This is a genomic window from Mesorhizobium sp. M0292 (assembly GCF_040321695.1).
Lineage (GTDB): Bacteria > Pseudomonadota > Alphaproteobacteria > Rhizobiales > Rhizobiaceae > Mesorhizobium.
The window spans coordinates 12,703-27,727 of record NZ_JAMYSB010000041.1 but is presented as its reverse complement, the minus strand read 5'-3'; the positions used below and the strand labels follow the sequence as shown (position 1 = coordinate 27,727).

Below are 15,025 nucleotides of genomic sequence, written 5' to 3'. Positions count from 1 at the left end.
GCTCGGGCACTGTCGACATCGTCTTTGCCAACAGCCACGAGATCAAGTCGCTCTACCAGACAAAATCCTTCGACGAGGCGCTGGCGGCTATCCGCAAAGACTGCAAGATTGCCGCCGTCACCCGCTCCGAAAAAGGCTCAGTGATCGTGCGCGGCGACGAGACCGTCACCATTCAGGCGACGACGATCCGCGAACTGGTCGACACCACCGGCGCCGGCGACCTCTATGCCGCCGGTTTCCTCTACGGCTACACCTCGGGGCGCAGCCTGAAGGATTGCGGCGATCTCGGCTCGCTGGCCGCCGGGCTGGTGATCCAGCAGCTCGGGCCACGGCCGCGGCAAAACCTGCGCAGCGCGGCCCAATTGGCGGGGTTGCTGTAGGGCCGTCTTTCGGCGCGCAGCGCCGAGCCAGATGAGGGGTGCCCGCCGGTTGAGGCTGTCCGGCGCTCCGCTCAGGCGGTGCGGCGAAGGTCGTCGGACGTAGGCCCGGGTTCCAAAGCCCCGGCGGTGACCAGCCGGTTGCGGCCGCTCTTTTTGCCGATGTACATCAGTCGGTCGGCGAGCGTTATCAGCGCCTCCGAATCGGACGCTTCCGCCGGGTAGATGGCGACGCCAACGGTGCAACCAACATGGATGGCACCATTCGGCGTCGGCACCTTGATCCGCAGCTTTTCCAGGATACGTTCGGCGACGCCCACGGCCTTCTGTCGGGCCCGGCTAGCCTCTCCTGAAAACAGGAATGCGAACTCGTCTCCACCGAGCCGCGCCACGAAATCAGCGCTGCGCAGGACGGTGCGAAGCTGACCCGCCACCTCATGCAGCAGCGCGTCGCCGGCCTCGTGGCCGAGCGTGTCGTTGACCTTCTTGAACCTATCGAGGTCGATGAACAGCAGGCCGGCCGCCTGGCCGGTGCTGTCGCAGCGGTCGATCACCGACCTCAGCTCGTTGTGAAAGGCGCGCCGGTTGGGCAGGCCGGTCAATGCATCGTGGTTGGCCGAGTGGTCGCTGTGCTGCTTGGCCAGCTCGATCTCGCGCTTTTGTACGGAGAGTTCCTCATTGGCGGCCTTGAGTTCGAGCAGCAGCTCGGCGTTGAGATCCTCGACGACCTTGCGGTCGCTGATGTCGACGACGAAACCTTCCAGGAATTCCAGTTCGCCTGCCTCGTCCCAGACGCCGCCGCCGATCTCGCGGACCCAGAGCGGCTCGCCGACCTGCGGCACGATGCGGTAGTCGACGTTCCAGTTGCAGCGCGCCTCGAGCGCGGTATCGACGGCGGCATAGACGGCAGCGAGATCATCCGGGTGGATGGCCGAGACATAGTCGCGCACGGCATTTTGAATGAAGTCGCTCGGCCGATAACCGCTGACGGTGAAAATGCCGTCGCTGATGTAGAGCATGGTGTAGGACGCATCGTTGCGGCAACGGTAGAGATAACCGTCCATGCGGCCGGTGATGCTCAGCAGCGCATCCAGGCGCTCGTCGTGATAGACCCCCTGGCCGACCACAGATGCCGTGTCATGCTTCATGGCCGCACCCCCGTTTTGGCGGTCTGAGCGCGCCGCCAATGCCATAAGGCCATAGGGGGCGAGAACGTTCCCTATAGCAGCCGAATATTATCAATCTCTTATGGGTTGGCGATTTTGCCGCCAATCAGGCTCCCGCGCTATAGGCCGCGATCGCAGCCATGTTGACGATGTCCGAATCCTTGGCGTTGAGCGAGACGATCTGGACCGGTTTGTTCAAGCCGACCAGCAGCGGGCCGATGACGGTGGAGCCGCCGAGTTCCTGCAGCATCTTGGTCGAGATAGAGGCCGAGTGGAACGCCGGCATGATCAGCACATTGGCAGGGCCGGTCAGCCGGATGAACGGATACTGCGCCATGGCACGGGCGTTCAACGCAACGTCGGCGGCCATCTCGCCGTCATATTCGAAATCGACGCGGCGCTTGTCGAGGATGCGCACCGCTTCCTGCACCCGCTCGGAGCGTTCGCCCTGCGGGTGGCCGAAGGTCGAATAGGCCAGCATGGCGAGCCGCGGCTCGTAGCCCATGCGGCGGGCGAAGCCCGCCGCCTCCTCGGCGATATCGGCGATCTGCTCGGCATTGGGCATATCGTGCACGGCGGTGTCGGCGACGAGGACTGTCTTACCCCGCGCGAGCACGATCGAGACACCGATGACGCGGTGGCCGGGCTTGGCGTCGATGACGCGGCGGATATCGTCAAGTGCCGTGGAATAGTTGCGAGTGACGCCGGTGACGATGCCGTCGGCATCGCCCAGCGCCACCATGCAGGCAGCGAAATGGTTGCGGTCGTTGTTGATCAGCCGCTGGCAGTCGCGGAACAGGAAGCCTTTGCGCTGCATGCGCTCGTAGAGATAATCGGTATAGATGCCGTTGCGGCGCGACAGCCTGGCATTGATGATCTCGATGCCTTGCTTGTTGAGGTCGATGCCGGCGTGCCTGGCGTTTTCCTTGATGACATCGTCGCGGCCGAGCAGGATCGCGGTGCCGAGCTTCTGGTTCACATAGGAGACGGCGGCGCGCATCACCTGTTCTTCCTCGCCCTCGGCAAAGACGATGCGCTTGGGCTGGCGGCGGACGCGATCGTAGATGCGCTGCAAGGTCGAGGCGATCGGGTCGCGGCGGGCCGACAGCTCCTGCGCGTAGCGGTCGAGGTCGAGGATAGGCTTGCGGGCGACGCCCGACTCCATCGCCGCCTTGGCCACCGCGAGCGGGATGGCCGAGATCAGGCGCGGATCGAACGGCACCGGGATGATGTAGTTGGGGCCGAATTTCGGCCGGTTGCCCTGATAGGCGGCGGCGACATCGTCGGGCACGTCCTTGCGCGCCAGGTCGGCCAGCGCTCTCGCTGCGGCGATCTTCATGTCGTCATTGATGGTGGTGGCCCTGACATCCAGCGCACCGCGGAAGATGTAGGGGAAGCCCAGCACATTGTTGACCTGGTTGGGGTAGTCGGAACGCCCGGTGGCCATGATGGCGTCGGTGCGGATTTCGGCCACTTCCTCCGGCGTGATCTCCGGGTCGGGATTGGCCATGGCGAAGATGATCGGGTTCTTGGCCATCGACTGCACCATCTCGGTGGTCAATGCGCCCTTGGCCGACAGGCCGAGGAAGACGTCGGCGCCATCCAGCGCCTCGGCCAGGCTGCGCGTGTCGGTCTTGACCGCATGCGCCGACTTCCACTGGTTCATGCCTTCGGTGCGACCCTGGTAGACGACGCCCTTGGTGTCGCACAGAATGATGTTGTCGGGGGCAAAGCCCATCGCCTTCATCAGTTCGATGCAGGCGATACCGGCCGCACCGGCGCCGTTGCAGACCATTTTCGTGGTCTTCATGTCGCGGCCGGTGATCTCCAGCGCGTTGATCAGCCCGGCGGCCGAGATGATGGCGGTGCCGTGCTGGTCGTCGTGGAAGACCGGGATGTCCATCAGTTCGCGCAGGCGCTGCTCGATGATGAAGCATTCCGGCGCCTTGATGTCTTCCAGGTTGATGCCGCCGAAAGACGGCCCAAGAAAGCGCACGCAATTGATGAACTCGTCGGCATCCTCGGTGTCGACTTCGAGGTCGATGGAGTCGACATCGGCGAAACGCTTGAACAGCACCGCCTTGCCTTCCATAACCGGCTTGGAGGCCAGCGCGCCGAGATTGCCGAGGCCGAGAATGGCGGTGCCGTTGGATATGACGGCGACCATGTTGCCGCGCGTCGTGTAGTCGAAAGCGCGGCTGGGGTCTTCGGCAATGGCCAGCACAGGAACCGCGACACCCGGCGAATAGGCGAGGCTCAGATCGCGCTGCGTCGCCATCGCCTTGGTGGCGACGATCTCCAGCTTGCCGGGGCGGCCCATGGCGTGGAATTCCAGCGCCTCCTCGGCGCTGACGGAGGGGCCGCTATTTTCGGTTTTCTTGGCCATGATGCTTTTGATTTCCTCGCCGGTGTCGCCCCCTTGAGACGGGTGCGTGTTTTTGAAACTTCTGGATCAAGGCTACACGCCACCGCTGTAAATCGCCAAGCGATCTTCACGCCCGCAGCGAATCTCCCGAAGTCGAACGGCGCCACGTCGGCTCTGGCTCGCTGACGAAGGCAGCGATTTCGCGCACCGTTCCCCGCCGCATCATGCCGTCTGTGCCGGGGAAAGGCCACGTCTCGATGGGTGGCGCACGGCTTCCCTTGCGCCGCAGCAATGCAGTCAGGAACGCCATGAGTTCGATGCGCTGGGCGTGAACCTTCTCCAGCGTGCGGCGGCGGATCTGCTGACGCGGTATGGCACGATCTCGCAGCGTCTCGACGGCGCGGCGAATGGCAGCCGGTTCCGGATCGGCGACGATGCAATAATCCGGATCGAAATAGACGTCGCGACCGCCAAGGCTCGGCGTACTGACGATCGGAAGGCCGGCCATCAGATATTCCATCGAGGAGTACATCGCTCCTTCCACGGCCGACAGGCACAGCCCGACGGCGGCCTGGTTGTAGACGTGGTTGACCTGTTGCGCCGTCAGCTTGCCCGGCCAGCCGTCGACGAGCGGATTGGCGATCTGGTGCAGCAGCGATTGCGCCTGCAGTCGCCGGACAAAGGCGCGGGCGGCAACCGGCGGCAATTCGCCGATCGAATAGGTGATGTGGGCCAGCCGCTCTATGTCGAAGGCCAGGTGATGGCGTTTGATCGGCGAGATGCGGCCATTGTAGACGGCGTCGAATTCGACCGGCACGTCCGGCAGCGGCCGGAAGATATCCTCCGATACCATCAGATTGTGGTTGGAGAAGATGGCATTGCCGCCCGCAGCCGCGACGAGACGGCGCTCTTCCTCGGTGTTGCACAGGAAGATGATCTCGTGCAGCGGAAAGCGGCCGGCGTACCAGGCGAGGTCGCGGCCCATCCGGGAGATGACCGCCGGCCGCTCCATGGTCCAGGTCTGCATCGTCAGGAAGGTGACGCGCCGTCCCGCCAGGCGCCGGCCAAGGGCCGCCAGCGGATAGAGCGGACGGGCTCCGCCAATCGGGACATAGAGCACCAGCGGGTCGCGGCTGAGCACATGCAGCGACATCTCGATGCCGCCATCGACATCGGACAGCGGTCCGTGTTTCGGCAGGAGGAAGGGGACGCGCTTGCGCACTGTCCCCCTAAGCTTGCTTTTGGTGCGGTGGACGCGCCGCGCCGCCAACAGCAGCAGGCGCTCAAGCGCCGATCCAGCCGGACCGACCAGCTCTTCGAACGCCTCCTGTTTGTCCTGATCCATGCCGCTTATCCCCGCCATGGCGATCATAGGGTCTGGTTGGCGCCCGAAGCAACCAACGGCTTCACCCGGCGTAGAGGGAGCACAAGCCGCCGTCGAGGCCGGTCGTCCCCTGCTTTTCGGGCCGCCGGCATTAAACCCCGCACCCACATCTGCTAGCGTGCGGGCATGAACATGCACACTTCAGCAGAAACCGACGCCCCCGAGGTGACACCGCCTGCGCCCGCCGCCGGCGTCACGCCGATGATGGAGCAGTTTATCGAGATCAAGGCGGCGAACCCGGATTCTCTGCTGTTCTACCGCATGGGCGATTTTTACGAGCTGTTCTTCGACGACGCCGAAAAGGCGAGCAAGGCGCTGGGCATCGTCCTGACCAAGCGCGGCAAGCACCAGGGTAACGACATTCCGATGTGCGGCGTGCCGGTGCATGCGGCCGACGACTATCTGCAAAAGCTGATCGGCCAAGGTTTTCGCGTTGCCGTCTGCGAGCAGATCGAGGACCCGGCGGAAGCCAGGAAGCGCGGCGGCAAATCGGTCGTACGCCGTGACGTGGTGCGCCTGGTGACGCCAGGCACCATCACCGAGGATAAATTGCTGGCGCCGTCGGAATCGAGCTTCCTGATGGCGCTAGGGCGGGTGAAGGGCGGCAACAGCGGTGACGCCTTCGCCCTGGCCTGGATCGAGATCTCGACCGGCGTCTTCCGCGTCGCCGAAACCACGACCGACCGCCTGCTGGCCGATGTCTTCCGCGTCGACCCGCGCGAGCTGATCGTCGCCGAGCCGGTGTTTTACGATCCCGAGTTGAAGCCGGTGTTCGACGTCATCGGCCGCGTCGCCAGCCCGCAGCCGCCGTCGCTTTTCGATTCGGCTTCGGCAGCGGGGCGGATCGCGCGCTTCTTCGAAGTGGCGACGCCTGACAGTTTCGGTGCCTTCTCGCGCGCCGAATTGTCGGCGATCTCGGGCGCCATCGCCTATGTCGAAAAGACGCAGAAGGCCGAGCGGCCGCCTTTGTCGCGTCCCGAACGCGAGGAGCAGGGCTCGACGCTGTTCATCGATCCTGCGACACGCGGCAATCTGGAACTGTTGCGCACGCTGTCGGGCAGCCGCGACGGCTCGCTGTTCAAGGCTATAGACCGCACGGTCACCGGCGGCGGCGCCAGGCTGCTCGCCGACCGGCTGATGGCGCCGCTAACTGACCCGGCGGCGATCGGCGCCAGGCTCGATTCTGTGTCGTTCTTCCGTGCGGAGACGCAGCTTTGCCAGGCGGTGCGGTCAGGCCTGAAGAGCGTCGCCGACATGCCGCGGGCACTGTCGCGGCTGGCACTCAACCGCGGCGGCCCGCGCGATCTCGGCGCGCTGCGTGCCGGCTTCGAAGCGGCGGCCACCATTGCCGAACTGTTCGGAACGGCCGTCCTGCCCGCGGAGCTGACAGCGGCACTTGCCGCGATAAAGGCGCTGCCGCGTGCGCTGGCCAAGCATCTGGCCCAGGCTCTTGGCGAGGAACTGCCGCTGCTCAGGCGCGACGGCGGCTTCGTGCGCGGCGGCTACCATGCCGAGCTCGACGAAATGCGGGCGCTGCGCGACGAATCGCGCAAGGTGATCGCCGGACTGGAGCGCTCGCTGATCGAGGAGACCGGCATCCGCTCGCTGAAAATCCGCCACAACAATGTGCTGGGCTATTACATCGAGGTGACGGCCAACCACCATTCGATCATGACCGGAAGCGACGGCGCCAAGGCGCGCTTCATCCACCGCCAGACCATGGCCAATGCCATGCGTTTCACCACGACCGAACTTGCCGAACTCGAGACCAAGATCGCCAATGCCGCCGACCGGGCGCTGAGCATCGAGCTTGCCGCTTTCGATACGCTGACGGCTGAGGCGGTCGGCGAGGCGCAGAAGATCCGCGCCGGCGCCGATGCGCTCGCCGTGCTCGACGTGTCGGCGGCGCTCGCGCTGTTGTCGGAGAGCGAAGCCTGGTGCCGGCCGCTGGTCGATTCCAGCCTTGCCTTCGACATTTCGGGCGGGCGCCATCCTGTGGTGGAACAGGCGCTGCGGCGCTCGGGCGAAGGGCCGTTCGTCGCCAATGATTGCGATCTGTCGCCGCAAGACGGCGCTAAGGCCGGCGCGATCTGGCTGCTGACCGGCCCGAATATGGGCGGTAAGTCGACCTTCCTGCGGCAAAACGCACTGATCGCCATCCTCGCCCAAACCGGTTCCTTCGTGCCGGCGACATCGGCCCATATCGGCGTCGTCGACCGGTTGTTCTCGCGCGTCGGCGCCTCGGACGATCTGGCGCGTGGCCGTTCGACCTTCATGGTCGAGATGGTCGAGACGGCGGCGATCCTCAACCAGGCCGGCGAACGGGCGCTGGTGATCCTGGACGAGATCGGTCGCGGCACCGCCACGTTCGATGGCCTGTCGATCGCCTGGGCGGCAGTCGAGTACCTGCACGAGAAGAACCGCTGCCGGGCGATCTTCGCCACTCATTTCCACGAAATGACGGCACTCTCCGGCAAGCTGCCGCGACTGCACAATGTCACGATGCGGGTCAAGGAGTGGGAAGGCGACGTGGTCTTCCTGCACGAGGTCGGCAAGGGTGCCGCCGATCGCTCCTATGGCGTTCAGGTCGCTCGCCTTGCCGGTCTGCCGGAAGCGGTGGTCGGCCGGGCCAAAGAGGTGCTGCATCAGCTCGAGGAAGGCGATGTCTCCGGCAAGGCCAACCGGCTGGTCGACGATCTGCCGCTGTTTTCGGTGGCAATGAAGCGGGAAGCGGCAAAGCCTGTGAAGAGCGACGCACTGGGCGCAGCGCTGGGCGAGATCAATCCAGACGAGATGACGCCGCGCGAGGCGCTGGAAGCACTCTACCGGCTGAAGGGGCTGGCGGGGAAAACCTAGTCCGATTTCAGCCTTGATCAATTGTACCGATTGGTACAATGCTCGCCATCGCCTTTCCCGATGGGAGAATGACATGAGCCGTCCGCCGCTGCCGCCCTTCACCGCCGAGACCGCCGCGCAGAAGGCTCGGCTTGCCGAAGACGCCTGGAACAGCCGCGATCCCGAACGGGTTTCGCTCGCCTATACGCAGGACAGCACCTGGCGCAACCGCGCCGAGTTCGTCTCGGGCAGAAATGAGATCGTCTCCTTCCTCACGCGCAAATGGGCTCGCGAGCTCGACTACCGCCTGATCAAGGAGGTCTGGACCTGGAACGACAACCGCATCGCGGTGCGCTTTGCCTATGAATGGCGCGACGACAGTGGCCACTGGTTCCGCTCCTACGGCAATGAGAATTGGGAATTCGACGCGGCCGGGCTGATGCGTAGGCGCGTCGCCAGCATCAACGACCTGCCGATCGCCGAGGGTGAGCGCAAATATCACTGGCCGCTCGGCCGCCGGCCGGACGACCATCCCGGCCTGTCCGAACTCGGACTTTAGAATATGATCCCTAAAGCTGTGTCGCGGTTTTCGGCAAAGATCATGCTCAAGCGGAAAAACTAGCGCATGCGCAGGATCGCGCCCGATCGCGCCGATTTGCTCTCCATCATCGGCGAGGTTTTCCGCGAACACGGCTATGAAGGGGCGAGCCTGGCACGGATCGGTGCGGCGACCGGCCTAGGCAAAGGCAGCCTTTACCACTTCTTCCCCGGCGGCAAGGAAGAGATGGCGGCGGCTGTCATTGCCCATATAGATGGCTGGTTCGAGGAGAATGTCTTCGTGCCGCTGCAGGACCATGCTGACCCACACGCCGGCATCGAGCGCATGCTGAAGGCGACCGACAGCTATTTCCGCTCAGGCCGTCGGGTCTGCCTGATCGGCGCCTTCGCGCTGGACGAATCCCGCGACCTCTTCGCCAAGGCCATCAAAAGCTATTTCGGCCGCTGGGTGGCGCATCTTGCCGAAGCGCTGACCCGAAGCGGGCACAGCGCTGCCAGGGCGGACGAACTCGCCGAAGAAACAGTCGGCGCCATCCAGGGCGCGCTCACGCTGGCGCGCGCCTTCGACCACACCGCAGTGTTTTCGCGCGCGTTGCGACGGGCGCGGGCGGCGCTCGGCTAGAGTGCTACAAGGGCTCGAAGCGGAAAGCCGTCTCGGTTCGAAAAACCCGGCCGACGCCGGGCGAATCAAGATGCGCGCCGGCGACGTAGCAGTCGTTGTTGGCCGCAAGCGCCAGCATTTGCAACCGGCTTGCCCTCGCCTGCTGCTGGTCTGCGTCGAATTCCCACGTGATCTCGGGTCGATCGAATTGAAGCGACGGCACATGTACGATGTCGCCCCAGATCAACAGTGTTTCGCCTGCGCTCACAACGCGTAAGCAAGTGTGGCCGGCTTCATGGCCAGCGGAGCCGATCGTATCGATGTCAGCGCTGACGCGCTGTCCAGCATCGAGAGGCTGGGCGCGATCGTGGAAGCGTTCCAGCCTCGCCACGTCGCGAAACATGCCGAGCTCAGCTCGCGGGACAAGCAGCCGAGAGAGCTGCGGGAAGCCGTCGCCACCATCGGCAAGGATGAGCCCGTGTATATGGTCGAGATGGGTGTGGGTGAAAGCAACAGTCCGAATCCGCTCGGTGGCGATCTTCGCCTCGCGCAGCGCCTCGGGCAGGTGCCCCATTGTCGGGTGCCAGGCGTTCGAAGCCCCTGTGTCGATCAGCGTGATGTCGTCGCCGTCATCGATGGCGAAGGCGTTGACCGACAGCCTGAGCGCACCGTCGACGAGCGGTACATGCGAGGGCAGGTTGTCACCGAATGTCAGGTCTCCGGGCTGGCGCAGCCGCCTGATTGGCATGTCGACGTAACCGTCGCGCAGCGACGTGACCGTCATGGCTCCGACTCTATACGCCGTATGATGATACCCGGTCGAAATCCGTTCCAAACTAGATCATCTCCAGGCCGCGCTTGCGCGTCGGCGGTGGAAAGGCGCGGTCGAGTTCGGCGAGGTCTTCGGCCGTCAGCCCGATATCGAGCGCGGCGACATTCTGGCGGACATGGTCGTGGCTGCTCGCCTTCGGAATGGCGATGACACCGGGCTGCGCCATCACCCAGGCAAGCGCGATCTGTGCTGCCGTGGCGTTGTGGCGGGCGGCGATGGTTTCCAGCCTGGAATTGCGCGCCAGCGCGCCCTGCTCGACCGGCGAATAGGCCATCAGCGGGATGCCGCGCTGCCGGCTCCACGGTACGAGATCGAATTCGGGGCCGCGCCGCGACAGATTGTAGAGCACCTGGTTGGTCTGGACATGATCGCCAGACGACAGGCCGGTCAACTCCTCCATCTCGTCGGTGTCGAAATTGCTGACACCCCAGTGGCGTATCTTGCCGGCCTCCTTCAGCGCCTCGAACGCCTCGACGGTTTCAGATAGAGGCACACTGCCCGGCCAGTGCAGGAGATAGAGATCGATGCGGTCGGTGCGCAGGCGCTTCAAGCTGTTTTCGCAGGCCCGCGCCACGCCGGCGCGCGAGGCATTGGACGGCAATACCTTGGAGACAAGAAAGAGCTCGTCGCGGCGCCCGGCAATGGCTTCCGCCACCACCTCCTCGGCGCCGCCGCTGGCATACATTTCAGCGGTGTCGATCAACGTCATGCCGAGGTCCAGCCCGAGCTTCAGGGCATTGACCTCCCCGGCGCGGCGGCGGGAATCCTCGCCCATCTTCCATGTGCCCTGTCCCAGCACCTGGACGGCCTCGCCCGAAGGCAGCGTGGTGGCTCTTATCGTCGATGGCATGGTGGGCTCCTGGCGCCGTGTAATCGATTTGAATGGCATCACAAGCCCGGATAGAAATCCAGAATGGATCTCTCCGGCATGGCCGTTGCTGCCTTACTTCGCCGGATGGGCGGCGAGCCAAGCGTGCATCTTGGTGATCTCGGCTTCCTGCGCGGCGATGACATCTTCGGCCAGCTTGCGGATTTCGGGATCCTTGCCATTGGCGAGTTCCACCTTGGCCATGTCGATCGCGCCCCGATGATGCGGGATCATGCCGCGCACGAAATCGACATCGGCGTCGCCGGAATATTCGATCATCATGTCGGTGTGCATCTTGTCCATCGCCGCCTTGTAGCCGTCGGTCGAAGGACCTTGCGCGCCCATCGCGCCCATGTCGTGTTTCATCTCTTCGGATTGCGCCGGGACGCTTTCGAGGAAAACGGCAAGCAGCATTCCCGCCGCCATCATCAAAAGCACGATCTTCTTAGCCAAGGTCATCCATGATCTCCTGTTGATTGAAATTCGTATCTGGGGGCTTTGCTCAGAGTTTCAACGTCCGCAGCCGCAATGCGTTGGCGATGACCGAAACCGAAGACAGGCTCATGGCCGCCGCCGCCAGCATCGGCGACAAAAGCGTGCCGGTGAGCGGATAGAGCACGCCGGCGGCAACCGGCACGCCAAGCACATTGTAGAGGAAGGCGAAAAACAGATTCTGGCGGATGTTGCGGATCGTCCCCTGGGCGAGCGTTCGCGCCCTGACGATGCCGTTGAGATCGCCCTTGACCAGCGTAATGCCGGCGCTCTCGACAGCGACATCGGCGCCGGTGCCCATGGCGATGCCGACATCGGCGCTGGCCAGGGCCGGCGCATCGTTGACGCCGTCGCCGGCCATGGCGACGCCGGCACCTTTCGCACGCAACTCCTCGACAAGGGCGGCCTTTTGTTCCGGCAGCAGGCCGGCGCGCACCTCGTCAATGCCAAGGCTTTTGGCGATGGCGCGCGCCGTGCGTTCATTGTCGCCGGTCGCCATTATAATCCGCAACCCTCTGTCGTGCAGCGCCCTGATCGCCTCGGCTGTCGTTGCCTTGACCGGATCGGCGACCGCGACAATGCCGGCCAGTCTTTTGTCCACCGCAACGAACATCGCCGTCTTGCCTTCTGCCTGCAGCGCCTCGGCCCTGGCCGACAGGGAAGCGGTGTCGATGCCGACATCGGCCATCATGGCGGCGTTGCCGAGCGAAACCTTCCTGCCAGACACCGTGCCGGATACGCCCTTGCCGGTGACGGCGTCGAAGCCGCTGGCCTCAACGAGCGTCAGGCCGCGTACGCCGGCGCCGCCGACAATGGCCTCGGCCAGCGGATGCTCCGAGCCTTTTTCCAGGCCGGCGGCGAGCGCCAGCAATTCATTCTCGGACAGGCCTTCGGCAGCGACGACATCGGTCAAGCGAGGCTTGCCTTCGGTCAAGGTGCCGGTCTTGTCGACGATCAACGTGTCGACCGAAGCGAAGCGCTCGAGCGCGGCCGCGTCCTTGATCAGCACGCCCGCGTGCGCCCCGCGCCCGGTGGCGGTCATGATCGACATCGGCGTCGCCAGGCCGAGCGCGCAGGGGCAGGCGATGATCAGCACCGAGACCGCCGAGACGATGGCAAAGATCAAGCTGGGTTCGGGACCGAAGATCGCCCAGGCGGCAAAGGCCGCGAGCGCCACCAGCACGACGGCCGGCACGAAGTAGAAGGAGACGCGATCGGCCAGACCTTGAATCGGCGCGCGCGAACGCTGCGCCTTTGCGACCAGCTCGACGATGCGCGAAAGCGTCGTTTCGGAGCCGACCTTTTCGGCGCGCATGATCAGCGAACCATTCTTGTTGAGCGTGCCGCCGGTCAAGGCATCGCCTTTCGTTTTTTCGACCGGCAGCGGCTCGCCCGAGATCATCGATTCGTCGATGGAGGAACGGCCTTCCGTTACAGTGCCGTCGACCGGCACGACGTCGCCCGGACGGATGCGCAGGTGGTCGCCGGTCTTGACCGCAACGAGCGGCACGTCGGTGTCGGAGCCGTCCTCCCCGATCAGCCGTGCCGTCTTCGGCGCCAGGTCGAGCAGCGCACGGATGGCCGAGCCGGTCTTTTCGCGCGCCCGCAATTCGAGCACCTGACCGAGAAATACCAGCGCGACGATGACGGAAGCTGCCTCGAAATAGACCGGGACGGTACCGCCATGGCCATGGAACTGATGCGGAAAGATGTCCGGAAACAGTGCGGCGACGACGCTGTAGAGGTAGGCCGCACCCGCACCCAGCGAAATCAGCGTCCACATGTTGGGGCTGCGGTTGACCAGCGACTCCCAGCCGCGGTGGAAGAAGGGGAAGGCCGCCCACAGCACCACCGGGCTGGCCAGCGCCAATTCCAGCCAGACCATCGTTCGCCCGTCGACAAACGCCTGGAACGTCAGGCCGAGCATCGGCGCCATGGCAACGATCAGCAGCGGCAGGGACAGCACCGCGCTGACCCAGAACCGTCTGGTGAAGTCTACCAGTTCGGGGTTCGGGCCCTCATCGCCAGTGGGAACGCCCATCGGCTCAAGCGCCATGCCGCAGATCGGGCAGGAGCCGGGCTTGTCTCTTATCACTTCGGGGTGCATCGGGCAGGTGTATTGAGTGCCTTTCGGCACTGGCGACGGCGTCGGCCTATCGCCGAGACAGTTTTGCGGCTCGGCCTCGAACTTCGCCCGGCAGCCGGCCGAGCAGAAATAGAAACCCTGGCCTTCGTGGCGGAAAAAATGCCTGGCGGTAGCGCGGTCGACACTCATGCCACAGACGGGGTCGGTGGCGGTCAGGTATTTTTCGGGCCCGGCGACGAATTTCGTACGGCAACCCTCGCTGCAGAAGTGAAAGAGACGGCCGCCATGCTCGGCCGTCGGCTTGCCCGCGGCCGGATCGACGCTCATGCCGCACACCGGATCGCGCACCACGGCTTCGGCGGCCGGCTCAGCAGCCTTTGCCGCACAACAGCTGCCATCGGCCGCGTGGTGGTGATGCTCGGAATGCGCCATCGAAAAATGCCTTATATCTGTCTGGGTGAGGAGGTAGTGCTTCCAGTAACTGGAAGGTCAAGGGGCGATTTCGACTTTTCGATCATGGCCGTCATCGCGCACATCAAAGGGAAAATCGCTTACGCGACTTTGTTCCCATGCTATGGACGCGCGTCCCACTGCATCGATCCCACCCAAATGAAATGCCTGATTATCAATCTCGATCGGTCCCGCGATCGCCTCGCCCATGTAACGGCGGAGTTCGCGCGCATCGGCACCGCCTTCGAGCGGGTCGCCGCCATCGATGCGCGAGATCGGCCGGATCTGGCCGAAATGCCGCAGGGCAAGAAGCATTTGCGTCTGGCCGACGCCGAGATTGCATGCCTGCTCAGCCACCAACAGTGTTGGTCGATGATCGCGACAGGTGAGGATGCTTACGCGGCGATTTTCGAGGACGATGTCGTTTTCCCGGACAAAGCCGGTGCTTTGCTTGCCGATGCGGGCTGGATTCCCGCCGATGCGGACATCGTCAAGCTTGAAACGTTCTTCAACCGGACCGTCATTTCACGCAGGCAAGTCGCCTGCGGCCACGGTTTTTCTGCGAGCAGACTGCACGGGCTCCATATCGGTACGGCGGGATACATCCTGTCCAGACAGGCCGCGCGGGACCTTCTTGCGGCAACGAATGAGATCAGCATTCCCGTCGATCACCTCATCTTCAATCCGCGTTTTGCGACCTCGTCCGACAAGGTCATTTACCAACTCGTCCCAGCATTGTGCCTGCAGGCACAATTCCTCGGCGACAGTCCGGTGAGATTGCCAAGCCTGCTCAAGCAGGAGCGAACAGAGGAATGGGTGGCAAGCGGGATAGGTAAACGGCGCCCCAGGCCAATCACCGCCAAGGTAAGGATCGAGACCAGGCGGTTGACGCGGCAGATCGCCGATCTCTTCCGGCTCCGGCGCGAGATGATCATCCCTTTCTGGTATCGCGGCCGACGCGTCCGTCCGCCCCATACACAGCGCCGTGAAAACGCGCTATAGACGCCGCGC

General features: G+C 64.2%; 12 protein-coding genes. 5 read left to right on the top strand and 7 right to left on the bottom strand.

Going from position 1 to position 15,025, the window contains the following annotated elements; genetic code table 11:
• The coding region (locus NKI96_RS31600; protein ID WP_352807694.1) for a PfkB family carbohydrate kinase at positions 1 to 380 on the top strand (380 nt) is incomplete at its 5' end.
• A 71-nt stretch (positions 381 to 451) separates the two neighbouring features.
• Here the strand turns inward: NKI96_RS31600 and NKI96_RS31595 are convergent.
• The 3 genes from NKI96_RS31595 to NKI96_RS31585 form a co-directional block, all read right to left on the bottom strand.
• Entirely contained in the window at positions 452 to 1,525 is a 1,074-nt protein-coding gene (locus tag NKI96_RS31595) for a GGDEF domain-containing protein (RefSeq protein ID WP_023746643.1), read from the bottom strand.
• A 124-nt stretch (positions 1,526 to 1,649) separates the two neighbouring features.
• The gene (locus tag NKI96_RS31590; protein WP_352807692.1) at positions 1,650 to 3,929 is read right to left on the bottom strand and encodes an NADP-dependent malic enzyme; all 2,280 of its coding nucleotides are present in this window, start codon (positions 3,927 to 3,929) and stop codon (positions 1,650 to 1,652) included.
• A 106-nt stretch (positions 3,930 to 4,035) separates the two neighbouring features.
• On the bottom strand, positions 4,036 to 5,253 hold the full coding sequence (locus NKI96_RS31585) for a glycosyltransferase family protein (RefSeq protein WP_050589195.1): 1,218 nt from the start codon (positions 5,251 to 5,253) through the stop codon (positions 4,036 to 4,038).
• Between the two features lie 165 nt (positions 5,254 to 5,418).
• On the opposite strand from NKI96_RS31585, the gene mutS reads away from it, so the two are divergent.
• The 3 genes from mutS (at position 5,419) to NKI96_RS31570 (ending at position 9,307) form a co-directional block, all read left to right on the top strand.
• Entirely contained in the window at positions 5,419 to 8,148 is a 2,730-nt protein-coding gene (gene mutS, locus NKI96_RS31580) for a DNA mismatch repair protein MutS (RefSeq protein ID WP_023822845.1), read from the top strand.
• A gap of 73 nt (positions 8,149 to 8,221) precedes the next feature.
• Positions 8,222 to 8,686, top strand: a complete 465-nt coding sequence (locus NKI96_RS31575) for a nuclear transport factor 2 family protein (RefSeq protein ID WP_023729603.1) — start codon at positions 8,222 to 8,224, stop codon at positions 8,684 to 8,686.
• Between the two features lie 66 nt (positions 8,687 to 8,752).
• On the top strand, positions 8,753 to 9,307 hold the full coding sequence (locus NKI96_RS31570) for a TetR/AcrR family transcriptional regulator (RefSeq protein ID WP_352807689.1): 555 nt from the start codon (positions 8,753 to 8,755) through the stop codon (positions 9,305 to 9,307).
• Between the two features lie 4 nt (positions 9,308 to 9,311).
• On the opposite strand, the gene NKI96_RS31565 is transcribed toward NKI96_RS31570, so the two are convergent.
• The 4 genes from NKI96_RS31565 to NKI96_RS31550 form a co-directional block, all read right to left on the bottom strand.
• Complete coding sequence (locus tag NKI96_RS31565) at positions 9,312 to 10,070, bottom strand: MBL fold metallo-hydrolase (RefSeq protein ID WP_352807687.1); 759 nt, start codon at positions 10,068 to 10,070, stop codon at positions 9,312 to 9,314.
• A gap of 52 nt (positions 10,071 to 10,122) precedes the next feature.
• Positions 10,123 to 10,968: an aldo/keto reductase gene (locus NKI96_RS31560; protein WP_352807685.1), complete on the bottom strand. Its 846-nt coding sequence runs from the start codon at positions 10,966 to 10,968 to the stop codon at positions 10,123 to 10,125.
• 93 nt (positions 10,969 to 11,061) lie between these two features.
• Positions 11,062 to 11,445, bottom strand: coding sequence for a CopM family metallochaperone (gene copM, locus NKI96_RS31555; RefSeq protein WP_352807683.1), 384 nt, complete (start codon positions 11,443 to 11,445; stop codon positions 11,062 to 11,064).
• Between the two features lie 43 nt (positions 11,446 to 11,488).
• Positions 11,489 to 13,996 carry a heavy metal translocating P-type ATPase gene (locus NKI96_RS31550; protein ID WP_352807682.1) on the bottom strand — a complete coding sequence of 836 codons (2,508 nt, stop codon included), beginning with the start codon at positions 13,994 to 13,996 and terminating at the stop codon, positions 11,489 to 11,491.
• On the opposite strand from NKI96_RS31550, the gene NKI96_RS31545 reads away from it, so the two are divergent.
• On the top strand, positions 13,979 to 15,016 hold the full coding sequence (locus NKI96_RS31545) for a glycosyltransferase family 25 protein (RefSeq protein WP_352710300.1): 1,038 nt from the start codon (positions 13,979 to 13,981) through the stop codon (positions 15,014 to 15,016). The two genes, NKI96_RS31550 and NKI96_RS31545, sit on opposite strands and share 18 nt — an antisense overlap.
• Positions 15,017 to 15,025 lie beyond the last annotated feature (9 nt).

Bases quoted from the DNA above. Each gene is read 5' to 3' on its own strand.
- copM (WP_352807683.1), bottom strand. From the start codon at position 11,445: ATGACCTTGGCTAAGAAGATCGTGCTTTTGATGATGGCGGCGGGAATG.
- NKI96_RS31560 (WP_352807685.1), bottom strand. From the start codon at position 10,968: ATGCCATCGACGATAAGAGCCACCACGCTGCCTTCGGGCGAGGCCGTC.
- NKI96_RS31575 (WP_023729603.1), top strand. From the start codon at position 8,222: ATGAGCCGTCCGCCGCTGCCGCCCTTCACCGCCGAGACCGCCGCGCAG.
- NKI96_RS31570 (WP_352807689.1), top strand. From the start codon at position 8,753: ATGCGCAGGATCGCGCCCGATCGCGCCGATTTGCTCTCCATCATCGGC.
- NKI96_RS31595 (WP_023746643.1), bottom strand. From the start codon at position 1,525: ATGAAGCATGACACGGCATCTGTGGTCGGCCAGGGGGTCTATCACGAC.
- NKI96_RS31550 (WP_352807682.1), bottom strand. From the start codon at position 13,996: ATGGCGCATTCCGAGCATCACCACCACGCGGCCGATGGCAGCTGTTGT.
- mutS (WP_023822845.1), top strand. From the start codon at position 5,419: ATGAACATGCACACTTCAGCAGAAACCGACGCCCCCGAGGTGACACCG.
- NKI96_RS31565 (WP_352807687.1), bottom strand. From the start codon at position 10,070: ATGACGGTCACGTCGCTGCGCGACGGTTACGTCGACATGCCAATCAGG.
- NKI96_RS31585 (WP_050589195.1), bottom strand. From the start codon at position 5,253: ATGGATCAGGACAAACAGGAGGCGTTCGAAGAGCTGGTCGGTCCGGCT.
- NKI96_RS31590 (WP_352807692.1), bottom strand. From the start codon at position 3,929: ATGGCCAAGAAAACCGAAAATAGCGGCCCCTCCGTCAGCGCCGAGGAG.
- NKI96_RS31545 (WP_352710300.1), top strand. From the start codon at position 13,979: ATGCTCGGAATGCGCCATCGAAAAATGCCTTATATCTGTCTGGGTGAG.